Source organism: Nocardioides sp. CCNWLW216, assembly GCF_037120545.1.
In the GTDB taxonomy this organism is placed as follows: domain Bacteria; phylum Actinomycetota; class Actinomycetes; order Propionibacteriales; family Nocardioidaceae; genus Nocardioides; species Nocardioides lianchengensis.
Genome location: NZ_JBBBBJ010000001.1, coordinates 746,240 through 761,210, shown reverse-complemented (window position 1 = coordinate 761,210; position 14,971 = coordinate 746,240). Strand labels below are relative to the sequence as shown.

The 14,971-nt window shown below is 72.9% G+C and carries 16 protein-coding genes; 7 read left to right on the top strand and 9 right to left on the bottom strand.

The window, feature by feature from the left end; translation table 11 throughout:
* Positions 1-12: 12 nt before the first annotated feature.
* The 5 genes from V7S47_RS03615 to ligD (V7S47_RS03595) all read right to left on the bottom strand — a co-directional run bounded on the left by V7S47_RS03615 (position 13) and on the right by ligD (V7S47_RS03595) (position 3,857).
* The gene (locus V7S47_RS03615; RefSeq protein WP_336560297.1) at positions 13-585 is read right to left on the bottom strand and encodes a hypothetical protein; all 573 of its coding nucleotides are present in this window, start codon (positions 583-585) and stop codon (positions 13-15) included.
* A 135-nt stretch (positions 586-720) separates the two neighbouring features.
* Positions 721-1,212 carry a hypothetical protein gene (locus V7S47_RS03610; protein WP_336560296.1) on the bottom strand — a complete coding sequence of 164 codons (492 nt, stop codon included), beginning with the start codon at positions 1,210-1,212 and terminating at the stop codon, positions 721-723.
* Positions 1,213-1,315: 103 nt separating this feature from the next.
* Entirely contained in the window at positions 1,316-2,212 is an 897-nt protein-coding gene (gene ligD / locus V7S47_RS03605) for a non-homologous end-joining DNA ligase (protein WP_336560295.1), read from the bottom strand.
* A 5-nt stretch (positions 2,213-2,217) separates the two neighbouring features.
* Positions 2,218-2,940, bottom strand: a complete 723-nt coding sequence (locus V7S47_RS03600; RefSeq protein ID WP_336560294.1) for a L,D-transpeptidase family protein — start codon at positions 2,938-2,940, stop codon at positions 2,218-2,220.
* Positions 2,937-3,857 (bottom strand): non-homologous end-joining DNA ligase, encoded by a 921-nt coding sequence (gene ligD / locus V7S47_RS03595; protein WP_336560293.1) that lies wholly within the window; start codon positions 3,855-3,857, stop codon positions 2,937-2,939. The genes V7S47_RS03600 and ligD (V7S47_RS03595) overlap by 4 nt, the downstream gene beginning before the upstream one ends.
* A 292-nt stretch (positions 3,858-4,149) precedes the next feature.
* Here ligD (V7S47_RS03595) and V7S47_RS03590 point away from each other — a divergent pair, with 292 nt between their 5' ends.
* From V7S47_RS03590 to ku, 4 genes are read left to right on the top strand one after another with little or no spacing between them, the layout of a single operon-like run.
* The gene (locus V7S47_RS03590) at positions 4,150-5,475 is read left to right on the top strand and encodes a flavin-containing monooxygenase (protein ID WP_336560292.1); all 1,326 of its coding nucleotides are present in this window, start codon (positions 4,150-4,152) and stop codon (positions 5,473-5,475) included.
* The gene (locus tag V7S47_RS03585; protein ID WP_336560291.1) at positions 5,475-6,398 is read left to right on the top strand and encodes a bile acid:sodium symporter family protein; all 924 of its coding nucleotides are present in this window, start codon (positions 5,475-5,477) and stop codon (positions 6,396-6,398) included. Before V7S47_RS03590 ends, V7S47_RS03585 begins: the two co-directional genes overlap by 1 nt.
* Positions 6,395-7,312: an SDR family oxidoreductase gene (locus tag V7S47_RS03580; RefSeq protein ID WP_336560290.1), complete on the top strand. Its 918-nt coding sequence runs from the start codon at positions 6,395-6,397 to the stop codon at positions 7,310-7,312. The genes V7S47_RS03585 and V7S47_RS03580 overlap by 4 nt, the downstream gene beginning before the upstream one ends.
* 5 nt (positions 7,313-7,317) lie before the next feature.
* Positions 7,318-8,241: a non-homologous end joining protein Ku gene (ku, locus tag V7S47_RS03575; RefSeq protein ID WP_336560289.1), complete on the top strand. Its 924-nt coding sequence runs from the start codon at positions 7,318-7,320 to the stop codon at positions 8,239-8,241.
* A 51-nt stretch (positions 8,242-8,292) separates the two neighbouring features.
* Here the strand turns inward: ku and V7S47_RS03570 are convergent, their stop codons facing one another.
* Positions 8,293-9,282, bottom strand: coding sequence for an epimerase (locus V7S47_RS03570; RefSeq protein WP_336560288.1), 990 nt, complete (start codon positions 9,280-9,282; stop codon positions 8,293-8,295).
* A 103-nt stretch (positions 9,283-9,385) separates the two neighbouring features.
* Between V7S47_RS03570 and V7S47_RS03565 the strand changes: the two genes are divergently transcribed.
* Entirely contained in the window at positions 9,386-9,547 is a 162-nt protein-coding gene (locus V7S47_RS03565) for a hypothetical protein (RefSeq protein WP_336560287.1), read from the top strand.
* Here the strand turns inward: V7S47_RS03565 and V7S47_RS03560 are convergent.
* Complete coding sequence (locus V7S47_RS03560; RefSeq protein ID WP_336560286.1) at positions 9,544-10,275, bottom strand: MerR family transcriptional regulator; 732 nt, start codon at positions 10,273-10,275, stop codon at positions 9,544-9,546. The two genes, V7S47_RS03565 and V7S47_RS03560, sit on opposite strands and share 4 nt — an antisense overlap.
* A gap of 52 nt (positions 10,276-10,327) precedes the next feature.
* Here V7S47_RS03560 and V7S47_RS03555 point away from each other — a divergent pair, with 52 nt between their 5' ends.
* A complete protein-coding gene (locus V7S47_RS03555) occupies positions 10,328-12,166 on the top strand; it encodes a hypothetical protein (RefSeq protein ID WP_336560285.1) in 1,839 nt (612 codons plus the stop codon).
* Position 12,167: 1 nt separating this feature from the next.
* Positions 12,168-12,305: a hypothetical protein gene (locus tag V7S47_RS03550; protein WP_336560284.1), complete on the top strand. Its 138-nt coding sequence runs from the start codon at positions 12,168-12,170 to the stop codon at positions 12,303-12,305.
* A gap of 36 nt (positions 12,306-12,341) precedes the next feature.
* Here the strand turns inward: V7S47_RS03550 and V7S47_RS03545 are convergent, their stop codons facing one another.
* A complete protein-coding gene (locus tag V7S47_RS03545; protein ID WP_336560283.1) occupies positions 12,342-13,769 on the bottom strand; it encodes a carboxyl transferase domain-containing protein in 1,428 nt (475 codons plus the stop codon).
* Entirely contained in the window at positions 13,766-14,938 is a 1,173-nt protein-coding gene (locus V7S47_RS03540) for a CaiB/BaiF CoA transferase family protein (RefSeq protein ID WP_336560282.1), read from the bottom strand. Before V7S47_RS03540 ends, V7S47_RS03545 begins: the two co-directional genes overlap by 4 nt.
* Positions 14,939-14,971 lie beyond the last annotated feature (33 nt).

Here is a 14,971-nt window from a genome sequence, read left to right as displayed (position 1 = left end):
CTGGCTACGCGTTCAGGTGATGACTCGCGACACGCCCGGCGGGGACAGGGGTCCCGGCCGTCGACGAGCGAGCGCCGAGCGCCGGGCCCCGACCGCGAGGACCGCCCCGGCGCCGAGCCCGGCGAGGGTCCAGGTCGTGCGCGCGACGGGCCCGGTGAACGGGTAGCCGACCCACGGCACGGACAGCACGACCTTGGACTGCACGGGCTGGTCCAGCGGCACCGTCCACGGGTCCGGCACCGGGCGCGCGTCGCCCTGGGTGCGGGCCTCGGTCGCGTCCAGCGCGACCACCCGCCGGGTCACGCGCGCACCGGGCTCCGAGTGCGGCGGGGTGAAGGTGATGACGTCGCCGACGGCCAGGTCCCCGACCGGGACGGCGTGCGCGTAGACGAGCGCGCCGCGGCCCATCGAGCCGCCCATGGCGTCGCTGGTGACGACGTACCGGTCCAAGCCGAGCATCACCGGCAGCAGGGTGAGCAGGGTGAGCGGCGCCAGGAACGCGGCCACGACCACCAGCCGTCCGACCGCGGACAGCGGGCGAGGGCGCGGGACCGGCGAGATCTCCAACTCGGGTCCCTTGCGCATGTGGTGGTGGTCGATAGATGGAGCATCGGGAGACGTCGGCCCGCCCGGCAGTCCCCCCAGACCCGCCGGACGGACCGTCGTCCCCCGATCAGCCGTTCCGCGCTCCCCCCGGGGCGGACCGGCCAGCTTGTGTGGCTACTGGCTCTCGGTGAGCCAGGCGTACGACGCCTCCGCCGTCTGGGTGCCCGCGGGCACGAACGGGGCGTCGTCGGGCAGCGAGACGGTGAACGCGAAGGTCGCGCTCTGGCCGGCCTCGAGGAAGCCCATGTCCTGCGTGTAGTCGCCCATCGCACCGAAGACGCCGTCGTACAGCGCCTGGCCGTCGCGCTCGATGCGCACCTGCAGCTCGCCGTCCGCGAAGGTCGCCGGACCGCCCTGCTCGGTGAACGTCAGGCGTCCGGGGGCGCCCGTGGTGTTCTCGATGGTGACCGTCCGGGTGGCCGAGTCGCCGGGCTCGAGAGCCGTGACGACCAGGGCCGCGCCGCCGGACTGGTCGGCGGTGAGCCGGACCCCGTCGGAGACGGCGCTGGCGTCGCTGCTGAGCACGCCCGTCGCGACCGCCAGAGCGCCCGCACCCACCAGGGTGGCGAGAGGCAGGATCACCTTGCGCTGCAGCGGGATGTTCACGAGAAGAACGCTACGGACGTGCGCTTCACGGACCGTGCACGCTGCCCCCACGACGGCTCCACGGTTCGGTAACAGCACCGAGAGGCGAGGTCTCGGGCGAACCTCAGGCGAACAGGTCGCCGTGCTCCTCGACCCGTTCGAGGACCTCGGGGAAGGCCAGCTGCTCCAGCCCGAGCGGGTCCTCGGCCCCCTCCGCGACCTCGTCCCAGGAGACCGGGGCGGCGACGTACGGCCGCTCGCGACCGCGCAGCGAGTACGGCGAGATCGTGGTCTTGGAGCCGGCGTTCTGCGACCAGTCGAGGAAGACCTTCCCGCCCCGCTTGGCCTTCGTCATGGTGGCGGTGACCTGGCTCGGGTGCGCCTGCTGCAGCTCCTCGGCTACCTCCTTGGCCAGGGCCGTCGACTCGTCGGAGGGCCGCCGCTTCGGCAGGTCGGCGTACAGGTGGAGGCCCTTGCTGCCACTGAGGACCGGTCGGCAGTCGAGGTCGCGCTCGGCGAGCCGGTCGCGGACCAGCAGCGCGACCTGGCAGCACTCGTGCAGCCCGGCCGGCTCCCCCGGGTCGAGGTCGATCACCAGCCGGTCCGCGTGGCGGGGCCGACCGTTGCGACCGACCGTCCACTGGTGGACGTGCAGCTCCAGGGCGGCCAGGTTGACCAGCCAGGTCAGCGTGGCCAGGTCGTCGACGATCGGGAACACGAGCTCGGTGTCGCCCTTGCCCGAGCGGCTGCCGGTGCTCGGGACCTTCACGGTCCGCACCCACGACGGCGTGCCCGAGGGGGCGTTCTTCTCGAAGAAGCTGCCGTCCTGGACGCCGTGCGGCCAGCGGATCCGGGTCACGGCCCGGTCGGCGAGGTGCGGCAGCAGGGTGGGGGCGATCTGCGCGTAGTAGTGCAGCACCTCGCCCTTGGTGGTGCCGGTGCGCGGGTAGAGCACCTTGTCGAGGTTGCTGATCTTGAGCGTGCGCCCGTCGACGTCGACGTGCAGCTCGGTGCCGGCCACGGTCGTCAGCGGCCGATCGCGATGACGGGGTCCCGGTCGGGGTCGAGCCGGTTCATCAGCTTGCGCAGCATCGACCGCGGGGCGCTGACGCATCCGGCGGTCGCCCCCGCGCCGTTGACGTGCAGGAAGATCCCGGACCCGCGGCGTCGTACCTGGCTCCAGTTGTAGTCGAGGACGATCGAGTACTCGTACTGCCGGCCGTAGTCGGTCAGCCGCTCGGACGCGTCGTCGTGGCTGCTCGGCAGCCACCACCGGAAGCCGCCCTGACGCTGGTTGCGGTAGCGGTTGTAGAAGTCCGACGCGTTGTCCTGCACCCAGAAGTCGCCCTTCCGGATCCTCCGGTAGGGCAGGTCCCAGGCGCCCGTCCGCCGGTGGGTGCCGAAGGCCGAGCGGAGGTCGTAGGTGCCGGTCGGGGTGGTGCCGGTGCCCTGCTTGCGCTTCGTGCCGGCGACCAGGCCGCCGTACCCGATCCGGCCGTCGGTGGTCCGCAGGCCAGCCACCCACCGGCCCTTCCGCAGCGTCCACAGCACCACCCGCGCGTGGTGGCCGGAGGTGTGGTTGACGGTGACGACCTGGCGGGTGTTCCTCCGCAGCCGCACGCCGACGCCGTCGAGCGTCACCGTCCGGGCACGGTACGACGGCGCCGCCTCGGCAGACGCGGTCGCCGCCGCGGGGGCGGCCGGCAGCAGCGCGGCCAGCAGCAGGAGCACGATCGCGGCTCTTCTCATCCGAGCAGGTCCTCCGGGGTCAGGTCGCTGCGGACGCCCTGGAAGGACGGCTGCCGCAGCCGGGAGTACCCACGACCGTGGGTGTCGATGTCCACGACCAACTCGGGGGCCAGCCAGAAGGTGCCGCGCGCGTCGACCGCGGGCACCTCGTCGGCGAACGGGCTCGCGGAGCGGCCGAGGCCGGCGACCAGCTCCGCCAGCGCCCGGCCCTGCCTCGGCCCGATCCCGCTGCCCACCCGGCCACGGTAGAGCAGCCCGTCGGCGGTCGGCTCCCCCACGAGCAGCGCCGCCAGCCGGTCGGTGGTGCCCTCCTGCGGCCGCCACCCCCCGACGACGTACGACAGCCGGTGCCGGTGGGCCAGCTTCTGCCAGTGGGTGGTCCGCTCGCCGGGCCGGTAGCGCGACCCGCGGCGCTTGCTGACGATCCCCTCCAGGTCCTGGGCCAGCGTCGCGTCGAAGAGCATCGCGCCGTCGTCGTACGACGCGGGCACCTGCCAGCCGGTCATCCCGAGGCCGGCCAGCCGCTCGCGGCGCTCCTCCAGCGGAAGGCCGGTGAGGTCCGCGCCGTCGAGGCGCAGCAGGTCGAAGACCATGTACGTCGCCGGCACCGCCTCGGCCAGGCGTGCGGCGGTGGTCGCCTTCCGCACGTGCATCCGGTCCTGCAGGGTTCGGAAGTCCGGGAGTCCGCGCTCGTTGAGCGCGATGATCTCCCCGTCGACCACCAGGTCCCGCTCACCGAACGGGCTGGTCGCGAGATCGGGCCAGGCGATCGTGATGGCGTTCTCGTTGCGGCTGGTCATCCGCAGCACCCCGTCGCGCACCTCGGTGAGGGCCCGGACGCCGTCCCACTTCACCTCGTGCGTCCACTCCTCGCCCGTCGGCACGTGGCGGCCGGGGGTGGCCAGCATGGGGCGCATGCCGCCATCATGCCCGCCGCTCGGGTGGTCGGGGGCACGGTCGTCTGTCGGCTGCGGGGGTTTCGACACGGTTGCTGCGCAACCTGCTCAACCACCGGCGGTGCCGCCCGGTGGTTCCCCGGTGGTTGAGGAGGGACGAAGTCCCGTCTCGAAACCCCCGCAGCCAACCCGCCCACCCCGATCGAGGCCGACGTATGGCCCACCAGGTTTCGAGACGGTTGCTGCGCAACCCGCTCAACCACCGGGGCATAAGGGGTGGTCAGCGGGGCCGTGGGCCGACATCATGCGGACCGTGAACACCAGCGGGCCGGTCGACAATGAGCTGACGTACGCCGTCATCGGGGCCGGGCCGTCCGGCCTCGCCGCCGCACGCAACCTGCAACGGGCCGGGCTGCCCTGGGAGGGCTACGAGCTCGGCGCCGGCGTCGGCGGGCTGTGGGACGCCTCGGCGCCGCGCAGCACGGTCTACGATTCGGCCCACCTGATCTCGTCGCGGACCACCACGCAGTTCACCGAGTTCCCGATGCGCGACGACGTCGCCGACTACCCCTCGCACCGCGAGCTGCTCGGCTACTTCCGCGACTTCGCGACGACGTACGACCTCACGCCGGGCTTCGAGTTCGGCTCCGAGGTGACGGCGGTCGTGCCGCACCCGGCGGGCGGCTTCACGGTGACCGCGCGGTCCGCCGCCGGCACCCACGACACCCGGCACGCGGGCGTGCTGGTCGCCAACGGCACCCTCAGCGAGCCGAACGTCCCTACCTTCGCCGGCTCCTTCGACGGCGAGCTGCTGCACACCAGCGCCTACAAGTCCGCGACCCTCTTCGCCGGCAAGCGGGTGCTGATCGTCGGGGCCGGCAACTCCGGCTGTGACATCGCCGTCGACGCCGTGCACCACGCCGCCTCGGTCGACCTGTCGGTGCGCCGCGGTTACCACTTCGTGCCGAAGTACCTCTTCGGCAAGCCCGCCGACACCCTGAACCAGCGCAAGAAGCCGCTGCCACCGCGGGTCAAGCAAGCGATCGACTCACGGGTGCTGCGGATGTTCACCGGCGACCCGACCCGCTTCGGGTTCCCTGAGCCGGACCACCGGCTCTACGAGTCGCACCCGATCGTGAACTCGCTGGTGCTCCACCACCTCGGTCACGGCGACATCACCGTGCGGGCCGACGTCGAGCGGCTGGACGGCGACGGGGTCGCGTTCCGCGACGGCTCGCGGTCGCCGTACGACGTGGTGGTGCTGGCGACCGGCTACCACCTGCACTACCCGTTCGTGGACCCCGCGCTGCTGCGCTGGGCCGGCCGCGGGTCGGCGCCGGACCTCTACCTCAACATCTTCAGCCCCGCCCACCGCGACCTCTTCGTCCTCGGCATGATCGAGGCGTCGGGGATCGGCTGGCAGGGGCGGTACGAGCAGGCCGAGCTGGTCGCGTCGTACCTCCGCGCGCGCCGCGACGCCCCCGCCGCCGCGGCCGCCTTCGACGCCCGGGTAGCCGGGCCGCGGCCGGACCTGTCCGGCGGCTACCGCTACCTCGGGATCGAGCGGATGTCCTACTACGTCAACAAGGACGCCTACCGCTCCGCGGTCCGCGCCGAGATCGAGGAGCTGACCCGCTGATGGACGTCGACAACGTCAGGATCGCCTTCGAGGAGTCGTCCCTGACCACGCTGAAGATCGTGATCGGGCTGATCCTGTTCGGGATCGCGTTGGACACCAAGCTGGAGTCCTTCGCCGCCGCCCTGCGCCGCCCGGGGGCGATCGCGATCGGCGTGGTGGCCCAGTTCCTGCTGCTCCCGGCGATCACCTTCGTGCTCACCCTGGTCCTCGACCTGCGCGGGTCGGTGGCGCTCGGGCTGATCCTGGTCGCCTGCTGCCCGCCGGGGAACGTCTCCAACATCCTGACCCACCGCTCCGGCGGCGACGTGGCACTGTCGGTGTCGATGACCGCGGTCAGCAACGTGCTGGCGATCTTCCTGATGCCGCTGAACATGGCGTTCTGGGGCGGCCTGCACCCCAGCGGCAAGAAGCTGCTGGAGGACATCGACCTCAGCGCCGTCGACATGCTCCTCGAGATCGCCCTGGTCATCGGCGTCCCGTTCGCCGCCGGCATCACGATCGCCCGGCTTTGGCCGCGGGTGGCCTCGGTCGCCCACCGCGTCGTCGGGCCGATCTCGTACGTCGGCCTCGCCGCGATCATCGTTGTCGGCGTGGCCCGCAACTGGGACATCTTCGTCGACTACATCGGCATCGTGCTGCTGGCCGTCTTCCTCCACGACGCGCTGTCGCTGCTGCTCGGCTACGGGATCGGCCGGGCCACCCGACTGCCCGACGCGAGCGTCCGGGCGATGACGTTCGAGGTCGGGATCCGCAACGCCGGCCTCGGTCTGCTGCTGGTGTTCAGCTACTTCGACGGTCTCGGCGGCATGGCCCTGGTCGCGGCCTGGTGGGGCATCTGGGACATCATCGCCGGCCTGGCCGTGGCCATCACCTGGCGGCGGGTGCGCGGCTCCGCCGTGGCGGCCCCGGCGGTGACCGCATGAAGGTGCTGGTCACCGGGGGCAGCGGCTTCCTCGGCTCGTCGGTCGTCCGCGGGCTGACCGCCGCCGGGCACGAGGTCGTGAGCGCCGACCTGCGGCCGCCGGCCGTGGTCATGGACGTGACCTCGGCGTCGCAGGTGTCGGCGGTCGTCGGCAACGTGCGCCCGGAGGTCGTCGTCCACCTCGCCTCGATCGTCACGCCCGGTCCCGACTCGACCCGCGCCCGAGAGCACGCCGTCGACGTCGACGGCACCCGCCACGTGCTCGACGCCTGCGTCGAGCACGGCGTACGACGGGTGGTGGTGTCGTCCAGCGGCGCGGCGTACGGGTACCACCCGGACAACCCGGCCTGGATCACCGAGGACCAGCCGGTCCGCGGCAACGAGGAGTTCGCCTACAGCCACCACAAGCGGCTGGTGGAGGAGATGCTCGCAGCGTTCGCCGAGAGGCACGCCTCGCTGGAGCAGGTGGTCCTGCGCATCGGCACCATCCTCGGCGAGTCCGTCGACAACCAGATCACCGCGCTCTTCGAACGACCCCGGCTGCTGCAGATCCGCGGCTCGGACTCGCCGTTCGTCTTCGTCTGGGACACCGACGTGGTCGCGGTCATCCAGCAGGCGGTGACCGGCGCGGTGACCGGCGTCTTCAACGTCGCCGGCGACGGCGCGCTGACGGTGCCGGAGATCGCCGCGCTGCTCGGCAAGCCGACCCTGGTGCTGCCCGAGCGGCTGCTACGGGTCGCGCTCGCGGTCGGCAAGCGGCTGGGCCTGACGCCGTACGGGCCGGAGCAGACGATGTTCCTGCGCTACCGCCCGGTGCTCGCCAACGACCGCCTCAAGACGGTCTTCGGCTACACGCCGACGCGAACCTCTCGGCAGGCGTTCGATGAGTGGAGCCGCTCGCGCCGGTCATACTGACCACTATGCGTGCGATCTGGAAGGGCGCGGTCTCCTTCGGGCTGGTCAGCGTGCCCGTGAAGCTCTATGCGGCGACCGAGTCCCACGACGTGTCGTTCCGGCAGGTGCACGCGAAGGACGGCGGGCGGATCAAGTACCAGCGGATCTGCTCGATCGACGGCGAGGAGGTGCCGTACGCCGACATCGCCAAGGGCTACGAGACCGAGGACGGCGAGATGGTCATCCTCAGCGACGACGACCTGGCCGAGCTGCCGTCGGCCTCGTCGCGCGAGATCGCGGTCGAGAAGTTCGTCCCGAGCGACCAGATCGACCCGATGCTCTTCGAGAAGAGCTACTACCTCGAGCCCGAGAAGACCGGCGCCAAGCCGTACGCCCTGCTGCGCCAGGCGCTCCTCGACGCCGACCGGATGGCCGTGGTGACCGTCGCGATCCGCAACCGCACCTCGATCGCGGTGCTGCGGGTCAAGGACGACGTGATCGTGCTGCAGACGATGATGTGGCCCGACGAGATCCGCACGCCCGACTTCTCCGTCGAGACCGGCGAGGTCAAGCCCGCCGAGGTCAAGATGGCGACCATGCTCGTCGAGACGCTGGCCGGCGACTTCGACCCGGCCGAGTTCGAGGACGACTACGCCGGCGCCGTCGAGTCGCTGGTGAAGGCCAAGGTCGAGGGCGGCGAGGTCAAGCGCACCCCCACCTCCACCAAGTCCTCCGGCGAGGTCGTCGACCTGCTCGCCGCCCTGCAGCGCTCGGTCGACGCGGCCAAGACCGCGCGCGGGGAGTCGTCCTCGGACGACGAGAAGCCGGCGAGGAAGACCACCGCCAAGAAGGCGCCCGCCAAGAAGACCACCGCGAAGAAGGCGCCGGCCAAGAAGTCCGCGGCCAAGAAGAGCACGACGAAGAAGGCCGCGGCCAAGAAGGCGAGCTGAGGTCGTCGTACCCGGACGGACACAAGTCCGCTCCGGTCGGCCTCCGCACGCTCAGCGGGTCGCTCCGGGACCGACTTGTGTCCGTCGGTGTACGGCGCGCCGCTCCGCCACCAGGTCGGCGGCCGCCTCCGGCCACCTCGGGTGGTCGAAGGCGAACCCGGCGTCGAGCAGCCGGGTCGGCACCACCCGCCGACTCTTGAGCAGCAGCTCGGTGTCGGTGCGCAGGACCAGGGCGCCGAGCTCGGCCATCGCCCGGGTGGCCGGCAGCCCGGGCCGGCGGCCCCAGGCGCGGCGCAGGTCGCGCATCAGGTCGCGCTGCGGCAGCGGCTCGGGGGCGGCGAGGTTGACCGGTCCGTCGAGGTCGGTCCGCGCGATCAGCAGGTCGACCGCGCGGCAGAAGTCGTCAGCGTGGATCCACGACACGTACTGCCCACCGCCGGCCACCGGTCCGCCCAGCCCGAGCCGGGCCATCCAGAGCAGGTAGTCGAAGACCCCGCCGCGGTCCGGGCTCATCACCATCGCGGTGCGCAGCGCGACCCGGCGGGTGCCGGGCAGCGTCGCCTCCTGCTGGGCCTCCTCCCACCGCCGGGCGATCCGCACGCTCCGCTCCCAGTACGCCGGGACGCCCGGCTCCCGGCCGCCGATCACGCCGGTGCGCTCGTCGTTCGGGGCGTCGCGCCGGTCCGCATAGATGGTCGCCGTGCTCATCTGCAGCCAGACCGCCGGCGGCCGCGCGACCTGCTCCAGCGCCCGGCCGACCGCGCGGGTCGAGTCGACCCGGGAGCCCATCATCTGGCGCAGGTGCTTCTCGGTGTAGCGGCAGCTGACCGAGCGCCCGGCCAGGTTGACCACCGCGTCGGCGCCGTCGAGCTCCTCCGCCCAGTCGCCGGCCGTCCGGCCGTCCCAGACCCGGTGCCGGACGCCCGGCTCGAGCTCCTCGGGTCGCCGGCTGAGCACGACCACGTCGTGGCCGGCCGCGGCGTACCACCGCCTCAGGATGCCGCCGACCTGACCTGTGCCTCCGGGGATCACGATGCGCATGGCGATGATGCTAGCCCATTTTTGAACACGTTCAATCCGGGCGGTCACGGCTACCCGCGGGTTCGCCTGCGCGACACCCGTCGGTCGTCGTACCGTCACCCGCATGGGTGAGGACACGTCTTACTGCGAGCGGTGCTGGTCGCTCGTCCCCCATGCGTTCGACACCCATCACGAGGCGTGGCACGCATCCGGGGGCCCGTGGCACCAGCACTTCGACGAGCGCGAGCTCGAGCGCTGGTCCGCAGGGACCGAGGCCGCCTCCTAGGAGTCCTCGCCGAGCACCCGGCCCAGCGTCTCCTCGACGCGGTGGGCCATGGCCAGGTCGAAGGTCGCGTCGAGGGCACTGGTCGCCAGCTCGCGCAGCGCGTCGAGGGAGCGCTGAACGTCGGTCCACCGCTCGGGCGGGCGTCCGGACGCGACGAAGGGCTCCCAGATCCGCTCGACGAAGAGCTCGACGTAGATCCGGGCCACCCCGTCGGCGTGCCGGCGCAGCCGGGTCAGCAGGTCGAGGGCCTCGGTCGCGGTCAGTCCGAGCGACGCCATCGCCGCCTCCCCCGCCGCGAGCAGCCGCGGCGCCAGCTCCTCGATCTCGCCGTCCGACGTCTCCCGCAGCAGCCCGAGGCGTACGGCGGTCTCCAGCACCGTGAGCGCCTCGTCCTCCTGGATGCGGAACCGCTCGACGAGGGCCTCGATCGTGGTCACCGCGGGCGGTCCGCCCGCGAACATGCCGCGGGCCTGCTGGGTGAACGCGAGCAGCTGCTCGTCGGCCTGGACGTCGTCGTCGAGCATCCGGGCGATGCCGTCGAGCTTGAGCCCGGCGGCGCGCAGGTCCTGGATCAGCCGGACCCGGGCCACGTGCTCGGGGCCGTAGTAGCCGGTGCGGCCGCGCACCTCGGGCGGCGGCAGCAGCCGCCGGGACTGGTAGGAGCGCAGCGACCGGACGGAGACGCTCGTGCGGCGGGAGAGCTCCTCGACGACGAACTCCTCGGTCACACCCGCACCCTATCTCTGGACAATGTTACATCTTTCGATGTTACATAAAGAGATGCAAGCAACTCGGATCCTCCCCGCCGTCGTGGAGGACCGCCCCGCCGGGGCGGCCTCCCTCGACCAGGTCGCCATCGCCTCCGGGCTCGCGATGGTCCTCACCGTCGCCCTCCTCGCCATCGTGCTGGCCCACCGCACCGGCCGGCTGAAGGCGCTGGACCGGCTGCTGCGGCGGATGGACGGCGCTCCCCTGTTCGGCGGCGTCGCGAGCTGGGCCAGCCTGCCGCTGATGGTCGCGATGGTCTCGCTGATCACCGCGCTGTTCGGGATGTACTGGGACATCTCCCTGCACATCGGCGTCGGGCGCGACGAGGGGCCGCTGGCCAACCCGGCGCACTACCCGATCCTGTTCGGGCTGTTCGGGATCTCCGCCGCAGGCGTGCTCGCCTGCGCACTCCCCCGCGAGGACCAGGTCGGCCCTTCCGGCGTCCAGTTGGCCCCGGGCTGGCGGGCCCCCGCCGGCGGCGTGCTGCTGACCGGCGCCGGCAGCTACGCGCTCCTCGGCTTCCCGCTCGACGACGTCTGGCACCGGATCTTCGGCCAGGACGTCACCCTCTGGGGTCCGACCCACCTGATGCTCATCGGCGGCGCCGGACTGTCCCTGGTCGCGATGGCCGTGCTGTTGGAGGAGGGCCGCGCGGCCGGCCGGCGGACCGACCGGGTGTCCGTGCGGGCGTCGTACGTCCTGGGGTGCTGCCTGGCCGGCGGGCTGCTGATCGGCATGAGCGTCTTCCAGGCGGAGTACGACTTCGGCGTCGAGCAGTTCCGCCTGGTCATGCAGCCGCTGATGATCGCGACCGCCGCGACCTTCAGCCTGGTCGTGGCCCGGCTCTGGGTCGGCCGCGGGGCCGCGGTCGCGGCCGTCGTGTTCTACCTCGTGGTCCGGGGCGGCGTGAGCGTCGTCGTCGGGCCGGTGCTCGGGGAGCTGTGGGCATCGGTGCCGCTCTACCTGGTCGAGGCGCTGATCGTCGAGGCGGTCGCCGCCCGCTGGGCCGACCGGCCGCTGCGTGTCGGGGTGGTCTCCGGGACACTCATCGGGACGGTCGGCTTCGCCGCCGAGTACGCCTGGACCCAGGTCGCGTTCACCCTCGCCTGGACGCCCGACATCCTGGTGGAGGGCGTGCTGCTCGCGACCCTGGGCGGCGTCGCCGCCGGACTGCTCGCCGGACTGCTCGTGCTCGGACTGCGGCGCGAGCTGCCCGTCGTCGTACGGCGGCCGCGCCTGGTCTTCGGCGGCGCCCTCGTGGTGCTGGCGACGATCGTGACCAACGGCGTGCTCGCGATGGCGCCCAGCGGCCTCGAGGCCTCGACCACCGTCGTCGCGGACGAGCAGGGCCCGGACGGTCGCGAGATCCAGGCGGAGTTCCGGTTCAACGAGCCGCCGGTCGACGGCGCCGAAGCCTGGCTGACCGTCACCGCCTGGCAGGGCGGCCGCGACTCCGCCGGGCTGCACGTGCAGCCGCTGCAGGAGGTCTCGCCGACCCTGTGGCGGACCACGGAGCCGATCCCCGTCGACGGCACCTGGAAGACCATGGTCCGCGTCCACGACGGCCGCTCGCTGCGCGCGATGCCGATCTACCTGCCGGAGGACTCGGCCCTCGACGAGCCCGCCGTACCGGTCGCCGACGGGGAGGTCCGCGCCTTCGGCGAGGAGAAGCTGATCCTGCAGCGCGAGCTGAAGGACGACGTCCCGGGCTGGCTGTGGACGGTCGCCGGGCTGGTCGTACTGGCCTGCAGCCTGGTCCTCGTGCTCGGCCTCGGCTGGGGCGTGAGCCGCTACGCCCGGGCCCCCGAGCCCGGCGTCACCGCGGAGCGCCGTACGCCGGTGGGGGTCTGAGATGACCGTCCTGCATCTGGGTGCCCTCCACGGCGCGGAGGGGTTCGCCGTCCTCGTCCTGGCCCTGGGGCCGATGCTCGTGGCCGTGCTGACCGTGCTCTACCTGCGGTGGCGCGGCGAGCACCCCGATAGTCGCTGACCTTCTGCAGGCAGGCGGCCTGCAGAAGGTCAGCGACTATCGGGCGGCGCGGAGCTGGTGGCCGATCTCGGCGGCCACGGCCCGGGCCAGGTCGGCCGCGGGCTCGCCGTCGACCTCGGGTACGACGTGATGCACCGTGCCGGCCGCGAGCAGGTCGCGGGCCCGCACCTGCTGGGCGGCCGCCATCTCGGCCGCGTGCCCGGTGTCGCCGTGCACGATCACCGACGCACCCTCGGGCGGCAGCGGCGAGAGCCAGCCGTGCTCGGACGCGACCACGGTGGCCGCGGGCAGCAGCGCGAGCGCCCCTCCCCCGCAGCCCTGGCCCAGGATCACCGACACGCTCGGGACCCGCAGGGTGGTCATGGTCGCGATGCACCGGGCGATCTCGCCGGCGATCGCGCCCTCCTCGGCCCGCTGCGACAGCTCCGCACCCGGGGTGTCGATGACCGTCACCAGCGGCAGCCCGAGCTCGTCGGCCAGGCGCATCCCGCGCCGGGCCTCGCGCAGCGCGGCCGGGCCCATCTCGTGCCCGGGCGCCTGCCGGCTCCGGTCCTGGCCGACCAGGACGCAGGGCTGCCCGTCGATGCGGGTCAGCGCCACCACGACCGTGGAGTCGCGCTCGCCCTCGTCGGTGCCGCGCAGCCGCAGCGTGCCCTCGGCGCCGTACCTCAGCAGCTCGCGCACGCCGGCCCGGTCCTTCGACCGGGTGTGCGAGATCGAGTCCCAGGCGGGCAGGTCCCGCGGCTCCCGCGCGGCCCGTCGCTCCAGGGTGGGCGCGGACGGCGGATCGACCAGCACCGCCAGGGCGCCGTCGACCAGGGCCGGGATCTCCTCGGCCGTCACGACGCCGTCGATGACCCCCTTCGCGGCCAGGTTCTCCGCGGTCTGCACCCGCGGCGGGAACGGCCGCCCGTTCAGCGCCTCGAACACTTTCGGACCCAGGAAGCCCACCAGCGCCTCCGGCTCCGCCACGGTCACGTGACCGAGCGAGCCCCAGGAGGCGTAGACGCCACCGGTCGTGGGGTGGCGCAGGTGCACGAGGTAGGGCAGGCCGGCCGCACGGTGGTCCATCAGCGCCCGCGAGATCTCGACCATCTCCACGAAGGCGACCGTGCCCTCCTGCATCCGGGTCCCGCCCGACGCGGTCGTGGCCAGGACCGGCAGGCCCTCCGCCGTCGCCCGTCGTACGGCGGCCGCGATCCGCCGCGCCGACGCGACCCCGATCGACCCCGCGAGGAACCGGAACTCGTTGGCCACCACCGCCACCGGCCGGCCCCGCACCCGCCCGCGCCCGGTCAGCACCGACTCGTCCGTGCCGGCCTTCTCGGCCGCCGCGGCCAGCGCCTCGCGGTACGCCGGGGAGTGGTGGTCGGTCGACACCGGCTCGTCCCAGGACTCGAACGAGCCCTCGTCCAGGACCAGGTCCAGGAGGTCCTGCGCGCCCCAGCGCCGCTGGGGACTCACCCCTCCTGCTCCAGCCACGCGCGCACCGAGCCGCCGTGCTGGTCGAGCAACGGGGGCGCCCCGTGCTCGCGCCGGGTGACCTCGTCGCCGTCGGCGCCGAAGAACCGCAGCGGCGGGCCCGGCAGGGTGACGCTGCCCAGCGTCGGGTGGTCGACGTCGAGCAGCAGGCCCTGGCTGGCGACCTGGTCCCAGCCATAGACCTCGTCGAGGGCGCGGACCTTGCCGGCGGGGATGCCGATCTCGGCCAGCCGGGCCAGCAGCGGCTCGGCGTCCCAGTCGGCGAAGGCCGCCTCGACGACCTCGATCACCCGCTCGCGGACCGCCACCCGCTCGGGATTGGTCGCGAGCCCCTCCGCGGCCGGGTCCAGCCCGAAGCCCGCACAGAACCTGCGCCACAGCCCCTCGCTGCCGAGCGCGATCTGCACCGAGCCGTCACGGCAGCGGAACAGGCCGTACGGCGCGATCGACGGGTGGTGGTTGCCCTGCGCGCGACCGACCTCGCCGGCGACCGTCCAGCGCGTGCCCTGGAACGCATGCACGCCGACGACCGCGGCGAGCAGGCTGGTGCGGACGACGGTCCCGACGCCGCTGCGCTCGCGCTCGTGCAGGGCGGCGAGGACGCCGTACGCGCCGTACATGCCGGAGAGGAGGTCGGCGATCGGGGTGCCGACCCGCTGCGGGTCGTCCGGGCCGGAGCCGGTCAGGGACATCAGGCCGGCCTCGCCCTGGGCGATCTGGTCGTAGCCCGCGCGGCCGCCCTCGGGGCCGTCGTGGCCGAAGCCGGTGATGGAGAGCACGACCAGCCGGGGGTTGCGCGCCTGCAGGTCGGCGATGCCGAGGCCGAGCCGCTCCAGGACGCCGGTGCGGAAGTTCTCGACCAGGACGTCGGCCCGGTCGACCAGCCGGAGCAGCAGGTCGCGGTCGTGCTCGTCCTTCAGGTCGAGGGCCACCGACTCCTTGTTGCGGTTGGCCGAGAGGAAGTACGTCGACTGCCGGTCGTCATCGGGTCCCACGAACGGCGGCCCCCAGCTGCGGGTGTCGTCGCCCGACCCGGGTGCCTCGACCTTGATCACCCGAGCGCCGAGGTCGCCCAGCATCATCGTCGCGTGCGGTCCCGCGAGGGCGCGGGAGAGGTCGACGACGAGCACGTCGTCCAGCGGTCCGGTCACGTCGGCTCCTGTACGTCGGTGCGAAGTGGATCA